Genomic DNA, 16,523 nt, shown 5'->3' on the forward strand with positions numbered 1-16,523 from the left:
TTTTTAGCCCTTTGTAAGGAAATGATTGTGAAAAAATTTATTAAAGTCGCAGGTCTTAGCCTAGCTGTACTGACAACATCTTTAGTGGCAAATGCTGCTCAAGCTGCAGAAAAAATTGGTTATGTGAATACCGCTAAAGTTTTCCAAACGTTGCCTCAACGTGAGGCTATTGCGAAAAAACTTCAATCTGAATTTAAAGACCAAAAAGCTCAGTTAGATTCTCTGCAGAAGAAAATTCAGACTAAAATGGATAAAGTGCGCCGTGATGGTCAACTTCTAAGTGAAGATGATATGCGTAAGCTGCAAATTGAAATTGGTTCACTACAAGCAGAATATAAAGTACAAGGTCAGTCACTAGAGCGTGACGCACAGCAACGTGAAGCGGCTGAAAAACAAAAGCTATTCGTTACGATTCAAGATGCAATCAAAGAAGTGTCTGAAAAACAAGGTTATGACATGATTATTGATGCGCAAGCACTTCAATATGCAAAACCAGATTCAGATATCACAGACGCTGTAATTAAAGAACTTAAATAATAGAAGTTAAAGATGCCAAAACTTACTCTTGCTGAATTAGCAACGATTACAGGTGGTGAGTTACATGGAAACGGTGAATTAACCGTTTCTTCCATTGCTGCCATGGATAAAGCGGGCGAAGGTCAAATTACTTTTTTGACTAACGCAAAATACCGTAAGCACCTTGCAGAGTGCCAAGCCACAGCGATTTTGATTAAATCGAGTGAATTAGAATTTTGTCAAACCAACGCGATTGTTGTTGCAGACCCTTATTTAGCTTTTGCCTTAGTTGCACAAGCTTTAGATACTACACCACAACCGGCAGAACGAATTGAAGCAAGTGCCGTGATTGCACCTGATGCTGTCATCGGTGAAGGTGTTTGTATTGGTCACAATGCAGTCATTGAATCAGGTGTGGTGCTAGGCGATAACGTTGTGATCGGAGCGGGTTGCTTTATCGGTAAAAATGCCAAAATTGGTGACAACTCAAAAATGTGGGCGAATGTGAGCATTTACCACAATGTTGAAATTGGTACGGCTTGCTTAATTCAATCTAATACTGTGATTGGATCTGATGGTTTTGGTTATGCGAACAACCGTGGTGAGTGGGTGAAAATACCTCAACTTGGTTCGGTCATTATAGGTAACCGCGTTGAAATCGGTTCTTGTACTACGATTGATCGTGGTGCGATTGATGACACTATTATTGAAGATAATGTGATCATCGATAATCATATTCAAATTGCCCATAACGTTCACGTTGGTTATGGTACTGCTATGGCTGGTTGTACCACCGTAGCGGGTAGTGTCAAAATCGGTAAGTACTGTATTATAGGCGGCGCATCGGTATTGAATGGTCACATTGAAATAACCGATGGCGTAACCATTACCGGAATGGGTATGGTAATGCGCAGTATTACAGAGAAAGGCGTATACTCATCAGGTATACCCTTACAGAGTAATAAAGAGTGGCGTAAAACTGCGGCACGTACTCTTAAGATCGACGAAATGCATAAACGTCTAAAAACGCTTGAAAAGAAGTTTGAAGATTAATCAAATCGGTCTAACTTGTAACATCTAGGTGATTTCAATTGGTTTCTTTTCTGTGAGAAATCCCTGATTTTGCATATTGATGTTACTTGAACGCTAAAGACCTGTCTGTTACAGGTCTTTTTCATTTATAGCGCAATAACTTCAGTATATAATTAGTTACTTGAGTATATAGACCGACTTTGACGATTATTAATAGGATAATAATTTTGACTACAGAAAAGAAAACACTAGATATTACGGAAATTCGCGAACTTCTTCCTCATCGCTACCCTTTCCTATTAATTGATCGTGTTACCGATTATCAAGAAGAAAAGTATCTAGTTGCTTTGAAAAATGTATCGGTTAACGAGCCTCAATTTACAGGTCATTTTCCACAATTACCTATTTTCCCTGGTGTTCTTATTCTTGAAGCGATGGCTCAAGCAACCGGATTATTAGCATTTAAATCATTTGGCGCGCCAGCTGAAAATGAATTGTATTACTTTGCGAGTATTGATAATGCAAAATTCCGTAAACCAGTGGTACCGGGTGATCAATTAATTATTGAAGTTGAATTTATTAAAGATCGTCGTGGAATTGCACTGTTTAATGGTGTAGCTAAAGTGGATGGCGCAGTTGTGTGCTCTGCTGAACTTAAATGTGCTCGTCGCGAATTTTAAAGGTAGCCTTATGATCCATGAAACTGCTCAGATTCACCCATCAGCTGTTATTGAAGAGGGTGTGAAGATTGCTGCCAATGTAAAAATTGGTCCTTTTACCTATATTGGTGCGGATGTTGAAATCGGCGAAGGTACAGAAATTTATTCTCATGTTGTGGTGAAAGGCCCAACGGTAATTGGTAAAGATAATAAAATTTTCCAATTTGCGTCTATTGGTGAAGCTTGCCAAGATTTGAAATACAAAGGTGAGCCAACCAAGTTAATCATTGGCGATCGTAATATTATTCGTGAAAGCGTTAGTATGCACCGTGGTACAACGCAAGATGAAGGTATTACACGAGTTGGCAGTGATAACCTATTTATGATCAATGTTCACGTTGCGCATGATTGTGTTGTTGGCAACCGTTGTATCCTTGCAAATAATGCGACACTAGCTGGACACGTAACGGTTCGTGACTTTGCTATTATCGGTGGTATGTCTGCTGTGCACCAGTTTTGTCAAATTGGTCAGCATAGTATGGTAGGTGGTGCTTCTGGTGTTGCCCAAGATGTTCCCCCATTTGTTATTGCTCAAGGTAACCATGCCAAACCTTATGGTGTAAACTTTGAAGGTTTGAAACGTCGTGGTTTCGAGAAAAAAGAAATACATGCAATTCGTCGTGCTTATAAATCACTTTATCGTAATAAGAATACGGTAGAGGAAGCTAAGCTAGAAATGGCAGAAGATGCAGCGCAGTTTGAATCTGTACAAGCTATGATTGAATTTATTGACTCTTCTAAGCGCGGCATTGTTCGTTAATAGTCGTACTTAGTGAAGCGATCAATGATTGATTAAAGAGGCCTAGTTAACTTAGGCCTTTTTTTATTAGGAAAATAGATATGAAGCGTCGATTGAGAATTGGTGTAGTGGCGGGAGAATTATCAGGCGATACTTTAGGCGCAGGTTTAATTCGTGCAATTAAAGTCCGTTACCCTGATGCGGAGTTTGTTGGTATAGGCGGGCCGCAAATGATCGAGGAAGGTTGCCAGTCATTGTTTGATATGGAAGAACTTTCCGTGATGGGTTTAGTGGAGGTACTAGGTCGCTTATTCCGTATCCTGAAAATCAAAAAATCGATTGTGGATTATTTTAAGCAAAACCCACCGGATGTGTTTATCGGTATTGATGCTCCAGATTTCAATTTACGTGTCGAACTGGCATTAAAACAAGCGGGTATTAAAACCGTTCACTATGTTAGTCCGTCTGTTTGGGCTTGGCGTCAAAACCGTATTCATGGTATCGCTAAAGCAACGAATTTAGTGCTAGCATTCTTACCGTTTGAAAAAGCGTTTTATGACAAGTTTAATGTCCCTTGTGAGTTTGTTGGTCATACTTTAGCCGATGCAATCCCTTTGCAAACGGATAAAGTTGCTGCAAGAGATACATTGGCTTTAACACAAAATAAAACTTGGTTAGCAGTGTTGCCGGGAAGCCGTAATGCTGAGCTGAAAATGTTGTGTGAACCATTCTTAAAAGCTTGCCAACAACTTGCAAAGCAAAATCCAAACTTAGGTTTTGTCGTCGCACTGGTTAATCAAAAACGACGTGAGCAGTTTGAAGCTGCATGGAAAGAATTTGCCCCTGAATTGCATTTTGAACTGCGAGACGGTACCGCTCGTACTGTGATGGAGGCTTCCGATGTCGTTATGTTAGCATCTGGTACGGTGGCTTTAGAATGCATGCTGGTCAATCGTCCCATGGTCGTTGGTTATCGAGTTAATGCTGTCAGTGCTTTTATTGCTCGTCGCATGCTAAAAACCGCTTACGTATCACTGCCTAATATTTTGGCAGATAAAGAGTTGGTGAAAGAATTTTTACAAGAAGACTGCACACCTGAAAATTTAGCTTCAGAAGTGGCTCGTTTAATGAGTGATAAAGGCCAACAGATGCAACAGGATTTTCATGAAATGCATCAGTGGATCCGTAAAGATGCCGATACTCAAGCAGCCAAAGCGGTATTAAACCTTATCGACGCAGAAAAGTTGCTGTTAGAGCAAGAGAAAAATCATGAGTGTTGAATTACCTGAGTTTGAATATCCCACAGGCTTTTGTTTATTTGCCGGTGTCGATGAAGTCGGTCGCGGCCCTTTAGTGGGAGCTGTGGTGACCGCTGCGGTTATTCTCGACCCGAATAATCCAATTGAAGGGTTAAATGACTCAAAGAAGCTCACCGAAAAGAAACGTTTAGCCTTGTTGTCTGAAATTCAAGAGAAAGCATTGGCTTGGTCATTGGGGCGTTGCGAAGCGTGGGAGATTGATGAACTCAATATTCTGCAAGCAACCATGGTCGCAATGCAAAGAGCGGTGGCAGGGTTAAAAGTGAAACCTGAATTTGTATTGATTGATGGTAATAGAACTCCTGAATTGCCAATGCCAAGTGCTGCGGTAGTGAAAGGGGATTTACGTGTCGCCGAAATCAGTGCAGCTTCGATTATCGCGAAAGTAGCTCGCGATGAAGAAATGAAACAGCTTGATGCTAAGTACCCAATGTTTGGTTTCGCTAAGCACAATGGCTACCCAACTAAGGTACACATGCAAGCGATTGTCGATAATGATATCGCGCAAATGCCAGAGCTTTTGGCTCAATATCGCAAAAGTTATAAGCCAGTTAAGAAAGTATTAGGAATCTAACCTTTCGTACTTGGAGTTGCTGTGTTGTTGACGGCGTTCATTCGCCCCAATCGAATATACAAGCTATGCTCATGGGGTCTCATTCACTTGTCGCCTCACTGCAACTTCAATGACTTGGGGTTAGACAACCAATAAAACCATTGTTGCGTTTACCATAAACCCTTACACTTTCCACATTCATTAGCACTTTCATTATTAAAAGCTAAGTACAATAATTTATGTCTGATCCTAAGTTCGTACATCTTCGTGTTCACAGTGACTATTCGATGGTTGATGGCCTATCGAAAGTGCCACCATTGGTTAAAAAAGTTGCTGAGCTTAATATGCCAGCCATGGCGTTAACGGACTTTACCAACCTGTGTGGTTTGGTTAAATTTTACAGTACGGCTCATGGTTGCGGCATTAAGCCAATTATTGGTGCTGACTTTACAGTGCAATCACCAGACTTTGCTGATGAACTGACTAAAATCACGGTTCTTGCTAAAAATAACGTGGGTTACAACAACCTGACTCTGCTTATTTCAGAAGCATACCAGCGTGGTCATGTTCAACATCAACCTGTCATCGATAAAGAGTGGTTAGTGAATCACAAAGAAGGATTAATCATCCTATCGGGTGGGCGTGTCGGTGAAGTGGGGCGTGCGTTACTTAAAGGTAATCAGCCATTGGTTGAGCGTTGTATCGATTTCTATCAAGAACATTTTCCTAATCATTTCTATCTTGAGTTAACTCGAACAGGCCGTGCCGATGAAGAAAGTTACTTACATTTTGCACTTGATATTGCAGAACAGTATGACTTGCCAGTTGTTGCTACCAATGAAGTAGTATTTTTAACGTCTGATGAATTTGATGCCCATGAAATTCGTGTGGCAATTCATGATGGTTATACGCTAGAAGATCCACGTCGTCCTAAAAATTACAGTCCTCAACAATATCTTCGTACTGAAGAAGAAATGTGTGAGCTGTTTAAAGATATACCAGAAGCGCTACAAAATAGTGTCGAAATAGCTAAGCGTTGTAATGTCACGGTTCGCTTAGGTGAGTATTTCTTACCGAATTTCCCGACCGGTGATTTAACGATTGAAGACTTCTTGGTCAAAAAATCTCAAGAAGGCTTAGAAGAACGTTTAGAGTTTTTATTTCCTGATGAAAAAGTTCGCTTGGAAAAACGTCCTGACTATGATGAGCGCTTGCAAATCGAGCTGGATGTAATTAACCAAATGGGATTTCCCGGTTATTTCTTGATCGTAATGGAGTTCATCCAATGGTCAAAAGATAACGATATTCCAGTCGGCCCAGGCCGTGGCTCGGGTGCTGGTTCATTGGTGGCTTATGCGCTTAAAATTACCGATCTTGATCCACTTGAATATGACTTACTATTTGAACGATTCTTGAACCCAGAACGTGTATCCATGCCCGATTTCGATATCGATTTCTGTATGGATAAGCGTGATCGAGTGATTGATCACGTAGCTGAAATGTATGGCCGTGATGCAGTATCTCAGATCATTACTTTTGGTACTATGGCGGCTAAAGCGGTTATTCGTGATGTAGGTAGGGTGCTAGGCCATCCTTATGGTTTCGTTGATCGCATTTCAAAGTTAGTGCCACCCGATCCGGGGATGACGCTTGCTAAAGCCTTTGATGCAGAGCCACAGCTACCCGAGTTGTATGCTGCCGATGAAGACGTCAAAGAATTAATCGACATGTGTCGAATTCTTGAGGGTTGCACTCGAAATGCCGGTAAGCACGCAGGTGGAGTGGTTATTTCGCCTACTACGATTACTGACTTTGCACCTATTTATTGTGATTCGGAAGGTAACTTCCCCGTAACGCAATTTGATAAAAATGATGTGGAAACGGCCGGTTTAGTTAAGTTTGACTTCTTAGGTCTGCGAACCTTAACTATCATAGATTGGGCGTTAGGTTTAATTAACCCTAGATTGAAAAAAGAAGGCAAAGACTCGGTTCGTATCGAAGCCATTCCTTTAGATGATCCATCGTCATTCCGCTTACTGCAAAACTCAGAAACGACTGCGGTATTCCAGTTGGAATCTCGTGGTATGAAAGATTTGATTAAGCGTCTACAACCAGACTGTTTTGAAGATATTATCGCTTTAGTGGCCTTGTTCCGTCCAGGTCCATTACAATCGGGCATGGTAGATAACTTTATCGACCGTAAGCATGGCCGTGAAGAAGTCTCATATCCTGATTCAACATGGCAACATGAGTCACTAAAAGAAACCCTAGAGCCAACTTATGGCATTATCTTGTATCAAGAACAGGTAATGCAAATTGCACAGATCTTAGCTGGTTATACCCTAGGTGGCGCGGATATGCTGCGTCGTGCTATGGGTAAGAAAAAACCTGAAGAAATGGCGAAACAACGTTCGATCTTTAAGTCGGGTGCTGAAAGCATTGGGGTTGATGGCGAATTGGCCATGAAGATCTTTGACTTGGTAGAAAAGTTTGCCGGTTATGGTTTTAATAAATCTCACTCCGCCGCGTATGCGCTAGTTTCTTATCAAACATTGTGGTTAAAAACACATTATCCTGCTGAATTTATGGCGGCGGTAATGACGGCTGATATGGACAACACCGAAAAAGTGGTAGGTCTGGTCGATGAATGTATTCGTATGAATCTTAAAGTGCTGCCGCCAGATGTGAATTCAGGTTTATATCGCTTTAATGTGAATGAAGACGGTGCGATTGTTTACGGCATCGGCGCAATAAAAGGGGTCGGTGAAGGGCCAATCGAAAATATTATCGCTTGTCGTGAACAAAGTGGTTACTTTAAAGACCTATTTGATTTCTGTGCTCGTGTTGATTTGAAAAAATGCAATAAGCGGGTGATTGAGAAACTGATTCAAGCCGGAGCTCTTGATCGCTTAGGGCCTCACCGTGCAGCAATGATGGCCTCACTTGATGAAGCCGTTAAAGCCGCAGGACAGTTCCACCAAGCTGAAGCATTTGGTCAATCGGATATGTTTGGCGTATTGACAGAAGCGCCAGAAGAAGTTGAGCAAGCGTACGCACAAGTTCCAAAATGGCCTGAAAAAGTTTGGTTAGAAGGTGAACGTGCCACTTTAGGTCTATATTTGACTGGTCACCCAGTTAATGCCTACCTCAAAGAGTTAGCTAAATATACTCAGTGTCGTTTAAAGGACTTACAACCAACCCGCCGTGATCAGTCTCTGACGGTCGCTGGTTTAGTGATAGCTTCACGTGTAATGACTACTAAACGTGGTACACGAATTGGTCTAATGACTCTCGATGACCGTTCAGGTCGAGTAGAAGTGATGTTGTTCTCTGATGCGTTAGAACGATATGCGGAATTGTTAGAACAAGATAAAATAGTAGTGGTTTCTGGACAGGTCAGCTTTGATGACTTCAATGGTGGGCTTAAGATGTCGGCCCGAGAAGTGATGAGTCTCGCTGATGCACGTGAAAAATATGCCAAAGGATTATCTATTTCTATAGAGCAATCTCAGATAGATGGTCAATTCTTTGAGCAATTTAATCGAATTTTAGAGCCGTATCGAGCGGGTACGGTGCCAGTAAATATTTATTATCAACGCCAAGATGCCAGAGCAAAACTGTCACTTGGAGTCGAGTGGCGAGTAACACCGGACGATAATTTACTGGATGATTTAAAACTTCTGGTCGGTTCTAAGCAAGTAGAACTCGAATTTAACTAAAGAACAGGGCATTATTAGTACATTATTATTCAAATTATGAATTGGTTGCTTCGGTTTACAATTTAGTTTTGAATATTTTCAGTGATGCTCTGTATACTTTTTATCGCCGTTGACGGTTCAATGCCTTAAAGTGATAAAAGAATTAAAATGAAATAAAGGATCCATTGATGAGCCTAGATTCTCTTGAATTTGAAAAACCTATTGTTGAACTTGAAGCTAAAATTGAAGCTTTACGTGAGGTTTCTCGCCACGGTGGCGATGCGTCGGTTGATTTAGAAAAAGAAATTAACCAATTAGAAAAAAAGAGCTTAGAGTTAAAGAAAAAAATCTTTAATGACCTAGGTGCATGGCAAGTTGCTCAATTAGCTCGCCATCCAAAGCGTCCATATACGCTTGACTATATTGAACATGTTTTTACTGAGTTTGATGAGCTTGCTGGTGATCGTGCTTATGCTGATGATAAAGCGATCGTTGGTGGTTTAGCGCGTATCGAAGGTCGTCCAGTCATGGTGATTGGCCACCAAAAAGGTCGTGAAACCAAAGAAAAAGTACGTCGTAACTTTGGTATGCCTCGTCCAGAAGGTTATCGTAAAGCTTTACGTTTAATGGAAATGGCAGAACGTTTTAATGTTCCTGTGATTACTTTCATTGATACTGCGGGTGCATACCCTGGTGTTGGTGCCGAAGAACGTGGCCAATCTGAAGCGATTGCTCGCAACTTAAAAGTTATGTCAGGCTTGAAAGTACCGGTTATTTGTAACGTAGTGGGTGAAGGTGGTTCTGGTGGTGCACTAGCAATTGGTGTTGGTGACTACGTTAACATGCTGCAATACTCAACGTATGCTGTAATTTCACCAGAAGGCTGTGCTTCTATTTTATGGCGTGATTCAGATAAAGCCCCACAAGCGGCTGAAGCGATGGGTCTGGTGGCTCCTCGTCTGAAAGAGCTTGGCCTAATTGATACGGTAATCAGTGAACCACTAGGGGGCGCTCACCGTGACTATGTTGCAACTGCTGAAAATATGAAAGCGACATTACTGGCACAATTAGATGAGCTTGAAGCGTTAGATAATGAAAACCGTTTAGAGCGTCGTTATCAACGCCTAATGAGCTACGGTTATTGCTAAGCTCGTTTGACTGTTAAGGTTAATCAATGGTAAAGCGGGCTTAGGCTCGCTTTTTGTTTTCTTCTTAATGGAATTAACATGTTGTATCAAGGTTTTGTTCAGCGTTTATTAAGCCATACCAAAGACTCAACTCGTTTGGTATTGGCGTTAAGCGGGGGGCTAGATTCACGAGTACTGTTGCATTTACTTGCTCGATTTAAGAGTGAGTATCCGCAATATGATTATTTATCTGTGCATGTTCATCATGGATTAAGTGATAACGCTGACCAGTGGTTACAGCAATGCCAATATTGGTCACAGCAAGCTGATATTCCATTTGTAGCAGAAAAAGTACAGATAGAATTAGGAAGTGGTATTAGCCTAGAGCAAGCAGCAAGAACGGCTCGTTATCAAGCTCTATCTCAACATCTCAATCCCTCTAGTCTGCTGCTGACCGCACATCATCAAAGCGATCAACTGGAAACGTTTTTACTGGCATTAAAACGTGGCAGTGGTCCGAAAGGTTTGTCTGCAATGGCAATGGATGGCAAGTTTGAATTTGCTCGGTTATTACGTCCTGTGCTTGATGTTTCTCGTGCTGATATGCTTGCTTATGCCAATCATCATCAGTTGGATTGGATTGAAGACGAAAGTAACCGTGATACGCGTTTTGACCGAAATTTTATCCGTCATCAGGTTACGCCAATTTTAAGACAGCGCTGGCCAAATATTGAAAAAACCGTCGCGCGTAGTGCAGCTTTGTGTGCTCAGCAAGAATCATTGCTTAATGAGCTCCTCTATGAGCGTTATAAGCAAATGTGCAGTGAAGATGGGGCATTGTCGGTCTCTTTATTACAAGAACAGTCAGAGGCAGCGAGAGGCGCAATTTTAAGGCTTTGGCTACAAGAGCAAGGTTTCCTAATGCCAAGTGCAAAGCAATTACTACAAATCTGGCAAGATGTGGCGTTAGCTCAAGCCGATGCCGCACCAGTATTTCGGTATGGAAATACCCATATTGGTCGCCATCAACAACAGCTTTGGGTGTTTAATTCCATGCAAGATATCAGTGCAAATGTTCTGGATTGGGATATCAAACAACCTCTTACTTTGCCCGATGGTCTTGGTTGTTTGGAACTCAAGGCAAGAAATGAGCTTGAATTTTTTGATACCACAAGCCTTGCTGCGAGCAGTATTCAAACCCTATCTTTGCCTGTTGGCTATAATCAGATTAAGGTCAAATTCAGCGCGACCGGTATTCATGCTCATCCACAAGATCGACAACACGGACGTAGCTTAAAAAAGTTGTTGCAAGAATACCAAATACCCACTTGGCAGCGGCAACGTATTCCTTTTTTGGTTGATGGTAGTGAATTGATTGTTGCAGCCGGATTGTTTGTCGGTAAGCCCTATAGTGGTGCTGATTATCAATTGATTTGGCATAAAAAATAGCGAATTAGGGACATATAGAGGCGGTATCTTTTCATAGTCTTAGATGAGGGGTATACTCAAAACAATTTCAGAGTTTTAGGGATAAGAACCAATGAAAAAAATTGAAGCAATCATTAAGCCATTTAAACTGGATGATGTACGTGAGGCGCTAGCGGATGTTGGCATCACCGGCATGACGGTGTCGGAAGTTAAAGGTTTTGGTCGTCAGAAAGGTCATACAGAACTGTATCGTGGCGCAGAGTACATGGTCGACTTTTTACCTAAAGTGAAGTTAGAGATTGTGGTTTCTGATGATGTCGTTGATGAGTGTATTGATTGCATCATGCAAACCGCGCAAACCGGTAAAATCGGTGACGGAAAAATCTTTGTCACGGAAGTTGAGCGTGTGATTCGTATCCGTACCGGTGAAGAAGATGACGAAGCGGTATAATACCAACCGAATACATTACAATACCCAGTCACTTGGGTATAATTAAAGGAGGCTTTGGCTTCCTTTTTTATCATTTATGGCGGGTATAGCGGGTTGGGAAATCGATGAAAATAAAGTATTGGACGTTAGGCGCTGTTACTTTTTTAATTATTGCGATTGTCGGTTTTTATTCTATTTTTACTATCCCCAAGCAGCCTCAGCTTATTTCTATTGCTCACCATTCTTCGCAATCTGACTGGTATTGTCATCAATCTGAACAACCCACGCCGCCTATTGATGTGAATGGCAAACTGAACGTTTTAGTTTGGAATATTCATAAACAAAGCGATGAAAATTGGCAGGCTGCACTTGAATCTTTTAGTCATGATAAGCAGCTGATCCTTTTGCAAGAAGCTAGTTTAACGGAAGAGTTTTCATTATGGGTTAATCAGCAATCGTGGGGGGCAAGTTATGTCAACGCGTTTCAAGCCTTTGGCGTTAGCTCTGGTGTAGTGAATCTAGCCTATCAATTACCTAATCGAGCATGTGCTTATACGACTGTTGAGCCTTGGATTCAGTTGCCTAAGTCGGCATTATATGCACGATATTCACTATCTAGTGGACAAGATCTTGTGGTGGTTAATATCCATGCCATCAACTTTACTGTTGGAACCGATGAATTTGAGCAGCAAATTGAGCAATTGCAAAAAGCGGTACAAAAGCATCAGGGCCCATTAATTATTGCTGGCGATTTTAATACTTGGAGTGAATCTCGCTATGAGCAACTACTTAAAGTTGCTAATAGACTAGATCTGCAAGAGGCCATATTCAGTCCAGATAACCGTCGTTTATTTGTTAACGACTTAGCGTTTGATCACGTATTTTATCGAGGGTTAAATTTTAAGTCTGCAAGCTCGCCAATCACTACCGCTTCCGATCATAACCCGATGCTAGTCAGTTTTGATTTGCTTGAAAACTAGAGATATACCCAAATAACTATCCTTTGCAGTTACTTGGGTATATAACATTTACCGATCTGAAAAAGCCTCGAGTTCACGAGGCTTTTGGCTATGTAGTGTATAAAAGGGAAAAAGTAGTTAGCTTACTTTAGTAACATCGACATAAAGTTTCAGCTTCTGGCCTGGCTTTAAATAGTCTTTTTCACTTAATCCATTCCAAACAAGTACTTGAGCAGTATTTACCTTAAATCGTTGTGCAATACTGCCTACTGTGTCACCAGAACGAACGTTATAATACACAGTACGGATAATGGCACCGGTTTTGTTTTCTTTCCAGATAACTAGTTTTTGACCTACACGTAATGGATCTTTGGGAGCCATGCCGTTCCATTTAGCGAGAGATTGCACTGAAACGTTATTCTGCTTAGCAATGGTCCAGAAACTATCACCACTTTTTACTGCATATTCAGATTTCAACTGCCCACGAGAAGTCGATTGGATTTTTGCTAAACGGTTCGTTGCACTTAACGAGTATTGTTTATTATTTTGTGTTGAATGCGGCACCATCAAATATTGCCCGACACGAATATTCGCATCATTCATATTATTTGCCGTTTGAATGGCTTTGGTCGTTGTTTGATTGTTTTTAGCAATCACACTCAAGCTATCACCTGATTTAACTTTGTAGCGAGTGAATTTGATGCCTTTACCGCGATTTTTTTCTGCTTGTTCATTAAAGCGAGCCGCTTTTTCTAGCGGAATTAAGAAAGTGTATGGTCCAGTTGGTGAAGTTGCCCACTGGTTATATCCTGGGTTATAGCTTTGTAATTCTTTGACTGACATACCTGCGTATTGAGCGGCAATAGCAAGGTCTAGTTGTTCCTTTGGATCGACTTGTGCCAATACCGGTTTATTGGCAATAACCGGAAGATCGACACCATACTCTTTCTGATTGGAGAGGATATCTGCTAGTGCAAGTAGTTTAGGTACGTAACCACGTGTTTCTTTTGGTAGATTTAATGAGAAAAAGTCGGTTGGCTTACCCAGTTTTTTGTTTTTACGAATCGCGCTAGATACGCGACCACCGCCACTATTATATGCAGCGATGGCGTGTTCCCAGTCACCGTCGAAACGATTCCCTAAATAAGTCATGTATTCTAAAGCCGCATCGGTCGCAGCGTTAACATCACGGCGCCCGTCATACCAATAGTTACGCTCTAAGCCGAATCGATCGGCAGTAACCGGCACAAACTGCCATAAGCCGGCTGCACTACCATAGGAATATGCGAAAGGATCAAAGGCGCTTTCTACTACTGGTAGTAATGCTAATTCCAGTGGTAGGCCACGATCTTCAATTTTGGTTGTGATGAGATATAAAAAAGGTTCAGCACGTTTTGAAACTGTTTTTAGGTGTTCGGGGTGGTCTAGATACCATTTACGGTAGTATTCAATACTTGGATCATCAGTAATCGGCAGCTTGAACTGCATCGAAATGCGCTTCCACAAGTTTTGTTGCTCTTGTGGGGTTAATTGTTTGGGTGGCTGTTTTTTTTCTGAGGTAGAGGGTTCAACCATTACAGTTTGGCTAGCTTTTTCCGGCTCATCGGTCTGCTGATCGGTGGATGTCGGCACGCTTTGACAGCCTACAAGTAGTAGTGCCGTAGCCCAAATGTATTTTGAATTCATTAAAACAACCTCTAAAAAACGGCTGCAAATGATACTTGTGTTTATCAAGGAGTGGCAAGTGAGAATTATCCTAAAACCCAATAAAACCTTACAAAAGGTGTAAGTTTCTATAAGGTTTTAGATAAATTTATGAGCAATTTGATTGATTTAGCAACGCCTTTAAGCTGATTAAAAAAAGTAACAAAATTTAACCAATAAACGTCAATAATCCTTAGAATTCATTTTTCCATTCACGTAAGGCTGAAAATACAGAGAGCTCCGTGAGTTCGTTGGTTCGTGCTGATACGGCTTTCATTACACTTGGTTCATGGCAGCGTAAAAACGGATTGATCCATTTTTCTTGGCGAATGGTGGTTGGAATCGTTGGTTTTTCTTGTGCTCTTAATCGATTCACTTCATCACGATAATTATGTAGTAGTTCATTATCCGGCTCTACCGCTAGAGCAAACGACAAATTTGATGAGGTGTATTCATGAGCGCAATAGACTTCAGTTTCTTGAGGAAGTGTTGCCAACTTTTGTAGTGAATCAAACATTTGTTCATAGGTGCCTTCAAATACTCGGCCACAGCCAGCAGAAAACAGTACGTCACCACAAAATAGTTTGCCGTCACCGACATAAGCAATATGCCCGTTAGTGTGTCCGGGAACGTCCATCACAAGAAAGGTTTCACCAAAGATTTCAATACGGTCACCGCCTTGTACTGAATGAGTGAGCATTAAAACAGGGTCATTACTTGGACCGATAACTTGAGCTTTAGGGTAGTGGCGTAATAATTCTGCCACACCACCGACATGATCGGCATGGTGATGAGTAATGATGATAAGTTCTAATTCTAAATTGTCTTGCTGTAAGCGAAGTAAAGCAGGGGCAGCTTCACCGGGATCGACTAAAGCGCAGGACTGACTATTATTTTGAATCAGCCAGATGTAATTATCGTTAAATGCAGGTATGCTTTCGACCGTTAAACTTGAATTTTTTTTATCAGTTAACATTGTGGATCTCCAATCCGGACTGCGAAGAGATATCTAATCTATGAAGCCAGCACGCATTCAAAAATCTTTTGTCCAACCCCATTCTTGGCAGCAGCTAAAAAATGGTGAGTGGGTGGTTGAATCGATCCAAACCCGTCTTGATGAGTGGTGCCCTAAGTTATTCGGTTATCACATGCTAAAACTGGGTGGTTTAAGTTGTGAATTAACCACGCATAATTGCAATATTAAACATCAAGTGAACGTCGATATTACAAATCCGCTTCATTCCGTTATTGCTGATGCTTATGATTTACCATTCGTTGAAAAAAGCATCGATGCTGCTTTGGTCTGTCATCAGTTAGACTATTGTAGCGATCCTCATCGCTTGTTGCGAGAGATTGATAGAATAATTATCGATGATGGGCATATTATTCTGACTGGCTTTAACCCGATAAGCTTAACGGGGGCAGCGAGTTTATTGCCTTGGCGTAAAAATAATTTACCTTGGAGTGGCCGAATGTTTACGCCATATCGAATTAAAGATTGGCTCGGCTTACTTAATTATGAAGTGGTTCACTGTGATACCTATGCTCTTTTTCCTGTCCGTAGAGGGAAAGCCCTGACTACTTGGCTTGAGCATGGTATGGGGGCTTGCGCCTCAACATTTGGTAGTGTGTATTTTATTGTTGCTAAAAAGCGTATGTATCCATTAAAACCGATTAAGCCTCACTGGAAGGTGAAAAAACGCCGGGGTTTATCACCAGCCAGTGTCGGCTTCAATAAAAGCTTGAGCGGTACTGAAAACAAAGGTTAATTAACCTTCAAACCCTTTATCTTCTTGTGTTGGTGATTCAGCCGCAGTACGAGCCAGTTCATCACAAATTTCATTTTCTCGATGCCCAGCATGACCTTTTACCCATTTCCATTCCACTTGATGACGAGCGGTTTCTTGATCGAGCGCCTTCCATAGATCGACATTCTTGACAGGCTTTTTTGCAGACGTTTGCCAATTTTTCTTTTTCCATCCATGTATCCATTGGGTGATACCCTGGCGTACATATTGGCTATCAGTGGTTAAAGTTACTTGGCAAGGTTCAGTTAGGGCTTTAAGGGCAATGACGGCTGCCATCATTTCCATGCGGTTATTGGTGGTAAGGGTATAACCTTCAGATAGGTATTTTTCCTTACCTTTATAGCGCAATACAATGCCATAACCACCAGGGCCGGGATTACCTAAACAAGAACCATCTGTGAAAATTTCTACGTGTTTCGTCATGATTTGATACTATGAGTCCATATTGGAATAACCAGTCATTAATACAGCTAGTCTGACAAGAGTTTATT

Annotated in this window: 15 protein-coding genes; 12 read left to right on the plus strand and 3 right to left on the minus strand. The window is 41.4% G+C overall.

The features are described from left to right. The first annotated feature begins 27 nt into the window (after positions 1–27). From QQJ93_RS13240 to QQJ93_RS13290, 11 genes are all read left to right on the plus strand, one after another. Positions 28–537, plus strand: a complete 510-nt coding sequence (locus QQJ93_RS13240; RefSeq protein WP_089123611.1) for an OmpH/Skp family outer membrane protein — start codon at positions 28–30, stop codon at positions 535–537. Positions 538–549: 12 nt separating this feature from the next. Next, the gene (gene lpxD / locus QQJ93_RS13245) at positions 550–1,569 is read left to right on the plus strand and encodes a UDP-3-O-(3-hydroxymyristoyl)glucosamine N-acyltransferase (protein ID WP_089123363.1); all 1,020 of its coding nucleotides are present in this window, start codon (positions 550–552) and stop codon (positions 1,567–1,569) included. Positions 1,570–1,775: 206 nt separating this feature from the next. After that, positions 1,776–2,228, plus strand: a complete 453-nt coding sequence (gene fabZ / locus QQJ93_RS13250; RefSeq protein ID WP_089123362.1) for a 3-hydroxyacyl-ACP dehydratase FabZ — start codon at positions 1,776–1,778, stop codon at positions 2,226–2,228. Between the two features lie 10 nt (positions 2,229–2,238). Further along, the gene (gene lpxA / locus QQJ93_RS13255; RefSeq protein ID WP_089123361.1) at positions 2,239–3,027 is read left to right on the plus strand and encodes an acyl-ACP--UDP-N-acetylglucosamine O-acyltransferase; all 789 of its coding nucleotides are present in this window, start codon (positions 2,239–2,241) and stop codon (positions 3,025–3,027) included. A gap of 80 nt (positions 3,028–3,107) precedes the next feature. Beyond that, complete coding sequence (lpxB, locus tag QQJ93_RS13260) at positions 3,108–4,286, plus strand: lipid-A-disaccharide synthase (RefSeq protein WP_089123360.1); 1,179 nt, start codon at positions 3,108–3,110, stop codon at positions 4,284–4,286. Then, positions 4,276–4,899 (plus strand): ribonuclease HII, encoded by a 624-nt coding sequence (gene rnhB, locus QQJ93_RS13265; protein ID WP_089123359.1) that lies wholly within the window; start codon positions 4,276–4,278, stop codon positions 4,897–4,899. The genes lpxB and rnhB overlap by 11 nt, the downstream gene beginning before the upstream one ends. A 218-nt stretch (positions 4,900–5,117) precedes the next feature. Next, a complete protein-coding gene (gene dnaE, locus QQJ93_RS13270) occupies positions 5,118–8,597 on the plus strand; it encodes a DNA polymerase III subunit alpha (RefSeq protein WP_089123358.1) in 3,480 nt (1,159 codons plus the stop codon). 167 nt (positions 8,598–8,764) lie between these two features. Beyond that, positions 8,765–9,724 (plus strand): acetyl-CoA carboxylase carboxyl transferase subunit alpha, encoded by a 960-nt coding sequence (gene accA / locus QQJ93_RS13275; protein ID WP_089123357.1) that lies wholly within the window; start codon positions 8,765–8,767, stop codon positions 9,722–9,724. 78 nt (positions 9,725–9,802) lie between these two features. After that, positions 9,803–11,152: a tRNA lysidine(34) synthetase TilS gene (gene tilS, locus QQJ93_RS13280; protein WP_089123356.1), complete on the plus strand. Its 1,350-nt coding sequence runs from the start codon at positions 9,803–9,805 to the stop codon at positions 11,150–11,152. A 91-nt stretch (positions 11,153–11,243) separates the two neighbouring features. Continuing rightward, positions 11,244–11,582 carry a nitrogen regulatory protein P-II gene (gene glnB / locus QQJ93_RS13285; RefSeq protein WP_027696925.1) on the plus strand — a complete coding sequence of 113 codons (339 nt, stop codon included), beginning with the start codon at positions 11,244–11,246 and terminating at the stop codon, positions 11,580–11,582. Positions 11,583–11,686: 104 nt separating this feature from the next. Next, positions 11,687–12,541 (plus strand): endonuclease/exonuclease/phosphatase family protein, encoded by an 855-nt coding sequence (locus tag QQJ93_RS13290; RefSeq protein WP_089123355.1) that lies wholly within the window; start codon positions 11,687–11,689, stop codon positions 12,539–12,541. Between the two features lie 117 nt (positions 12,542–12,658). Here QQJ93_RS13290 and QQJ93_RS13295 read toward each other — a convergent pair whose 3' ends face one another. Both QQJ93_RS13295 and gloB read right to left on the minus strand, forming a co-directional pair. Then, complete coding sequence (locus tag QQJ93_RS13295) at positions 12,659–14,206, minus strand: lytic transglycosylase (RefSeq protein ID WP_089123354.1); 1,548 nt, start codon at positions 14,204–14,206, stop codon at positions 12,659–12,661. Positions 14,207–14,417: 211 nt separating this feature from the next. Beyond that, the gene (gene gloB / locus QQJ93_RS13300; RefSeq protein ID WP_089123353.1) at positions 14,418–15,200 is read right to left on the minus strand and encodes a hydroxyacylglutathione hydrolase; all 783 of its coding nucleotides are present in this window, start codon (positions 15,198–15,200) and stop codon (positions 14,418–14,420) included. A gap of 40 nt (positions 15,201–15,240) precedes the next feature. Here gloB and QQJ93_RS13305 point away from each other — a divergent pair, with 40 nt between their 5' ends. After that, positions 15,241–15,993, plus strand: coding sequence for a methyltransferase domain-containing protein (locus QQJ93_RS13305; RefSeq protein WP_089123352.1), 753 nt, complete (start codon positions 15,241–15,243; stop codon positions 15,991–15,993). Here QQJ93_RS13305 and rnhA read toward each other — a convergent pair whose 3' ends face one another. Further along, positions 15,994–16,455 carry a ribonuclease HI gene (gene rnhA / locus QQJ93_RS13310; protein WP_089123351.1) on the minus strand — a complete coding sequence of 154 codons (462 nt, stop codon included), beginning with the start codon at positions 16,453–16,455 and terminating at the stop codon, positions 15,994–15,996. Positions 16,456–16,523: the final 68 nt, after the last annotated feature.

This window comes from Vibrio algivorus, assembly GCF_030161215.1.
Lineage (GTDB): Bacteria > Pseudomonadota > Gammaproteobacteria > Enterobacterales > Vibrionaceae > Vibrio > Vibrio algivorus.

What these genes read in the sequence shown, in the direction of transcription:
- lpxB (WP_089123360.1), top strand. Translation starts at nt 3,108, where the DNA reads ATGAAGCGTCGATTGAGAATTGGTGTAGTGGCGGGAGAATTATCAGGC.
- QQJ93_RS13290 (WP_089123355.1), top strand. Translation starts at nt 11,687, where the DNA reads ATGAAAATAAAGTATTGGACGTTAGGCGCTGTTACTTTTTTAATTATT.
- QQJ93_RS13295 (WP_089123354.1), bottom strand. Translation starts at nt 14,206, where the DNA reads ATGAATTCAAAATACATTTGGGCTACGGCACTACTACTTGTAGGCTGT.
- QQJ93_RS13305 (WP_089123352.1), top strand. Translation starts at nt 15,241, where the DNA reads ATGAAGCCAGCACGCATTCAAAAATCTTTTGTCCAACCCCATTCTTGG.
- accA (WP_089123357.1), top strand. Translation starts at nt 8,765, where the DNA reads ATGAGCCTAGATTCTCTTGAATTTGAAAAACCTATTGTTGAACTTGAA.
- tilS (WP_089123356.1), top strand. Translation starts at nt 9,803, where the DNA reads ATGTTGTATCAAGGTTTTGTTCAGCGTTTATTAAGCCATACCAAAGAC.
- rnhB (WP_089123359.1), top strand. Translation starts at nt 4,276, where the DNA reads ATGAGTGTTGAATTACCTGAGTTTGAATATCCCACAGGCTTTTGTTTA.
- rnhA (WP_089123351.1), bottom strand. Translation starts at nt 16,455, where the DNA reads ATGACGAAACACGTAGAAATTTTCACAGATGGTTCTTGTTTAGGTAAT.
- lpxD (WP_089123363.1), top strand. Translation starts at nt 550, where the DNA reads ATGCCAAAACTTACTCTTGCTGAATTAGCAACGATTACAGGTGGTGAG.
- dnaE (WP_089123358.1), top strand. Translation starts at nt 5,118, where the DNA reads ATGTCTGATCCTAAGTTCGTACATCTTCGTGTTCACAGTGACTATTCG.
- lpxA (WP_089123361.1), top strand. Translation starts at nt 2,239, where the DNA reads ATGATCCATGAAACTGCTCAGATTCACCCATCAGCTGTTATTGAAGAG.
- glnB (WP_027696925.1), top strand. Translation starts at nt 11,244, where the DNA reads ATGAAAAAAATTGAAGCAATCATTAAGCCATTTAAACTGGATGATGTA.
- gloB (WP_089123353.1), bottom strand. Translation starts at nt 15,200, where the DNA reads ATGTTAACTGATAAAAAAAATTCAAGTTTAACGGTCGAAAGCATACCT.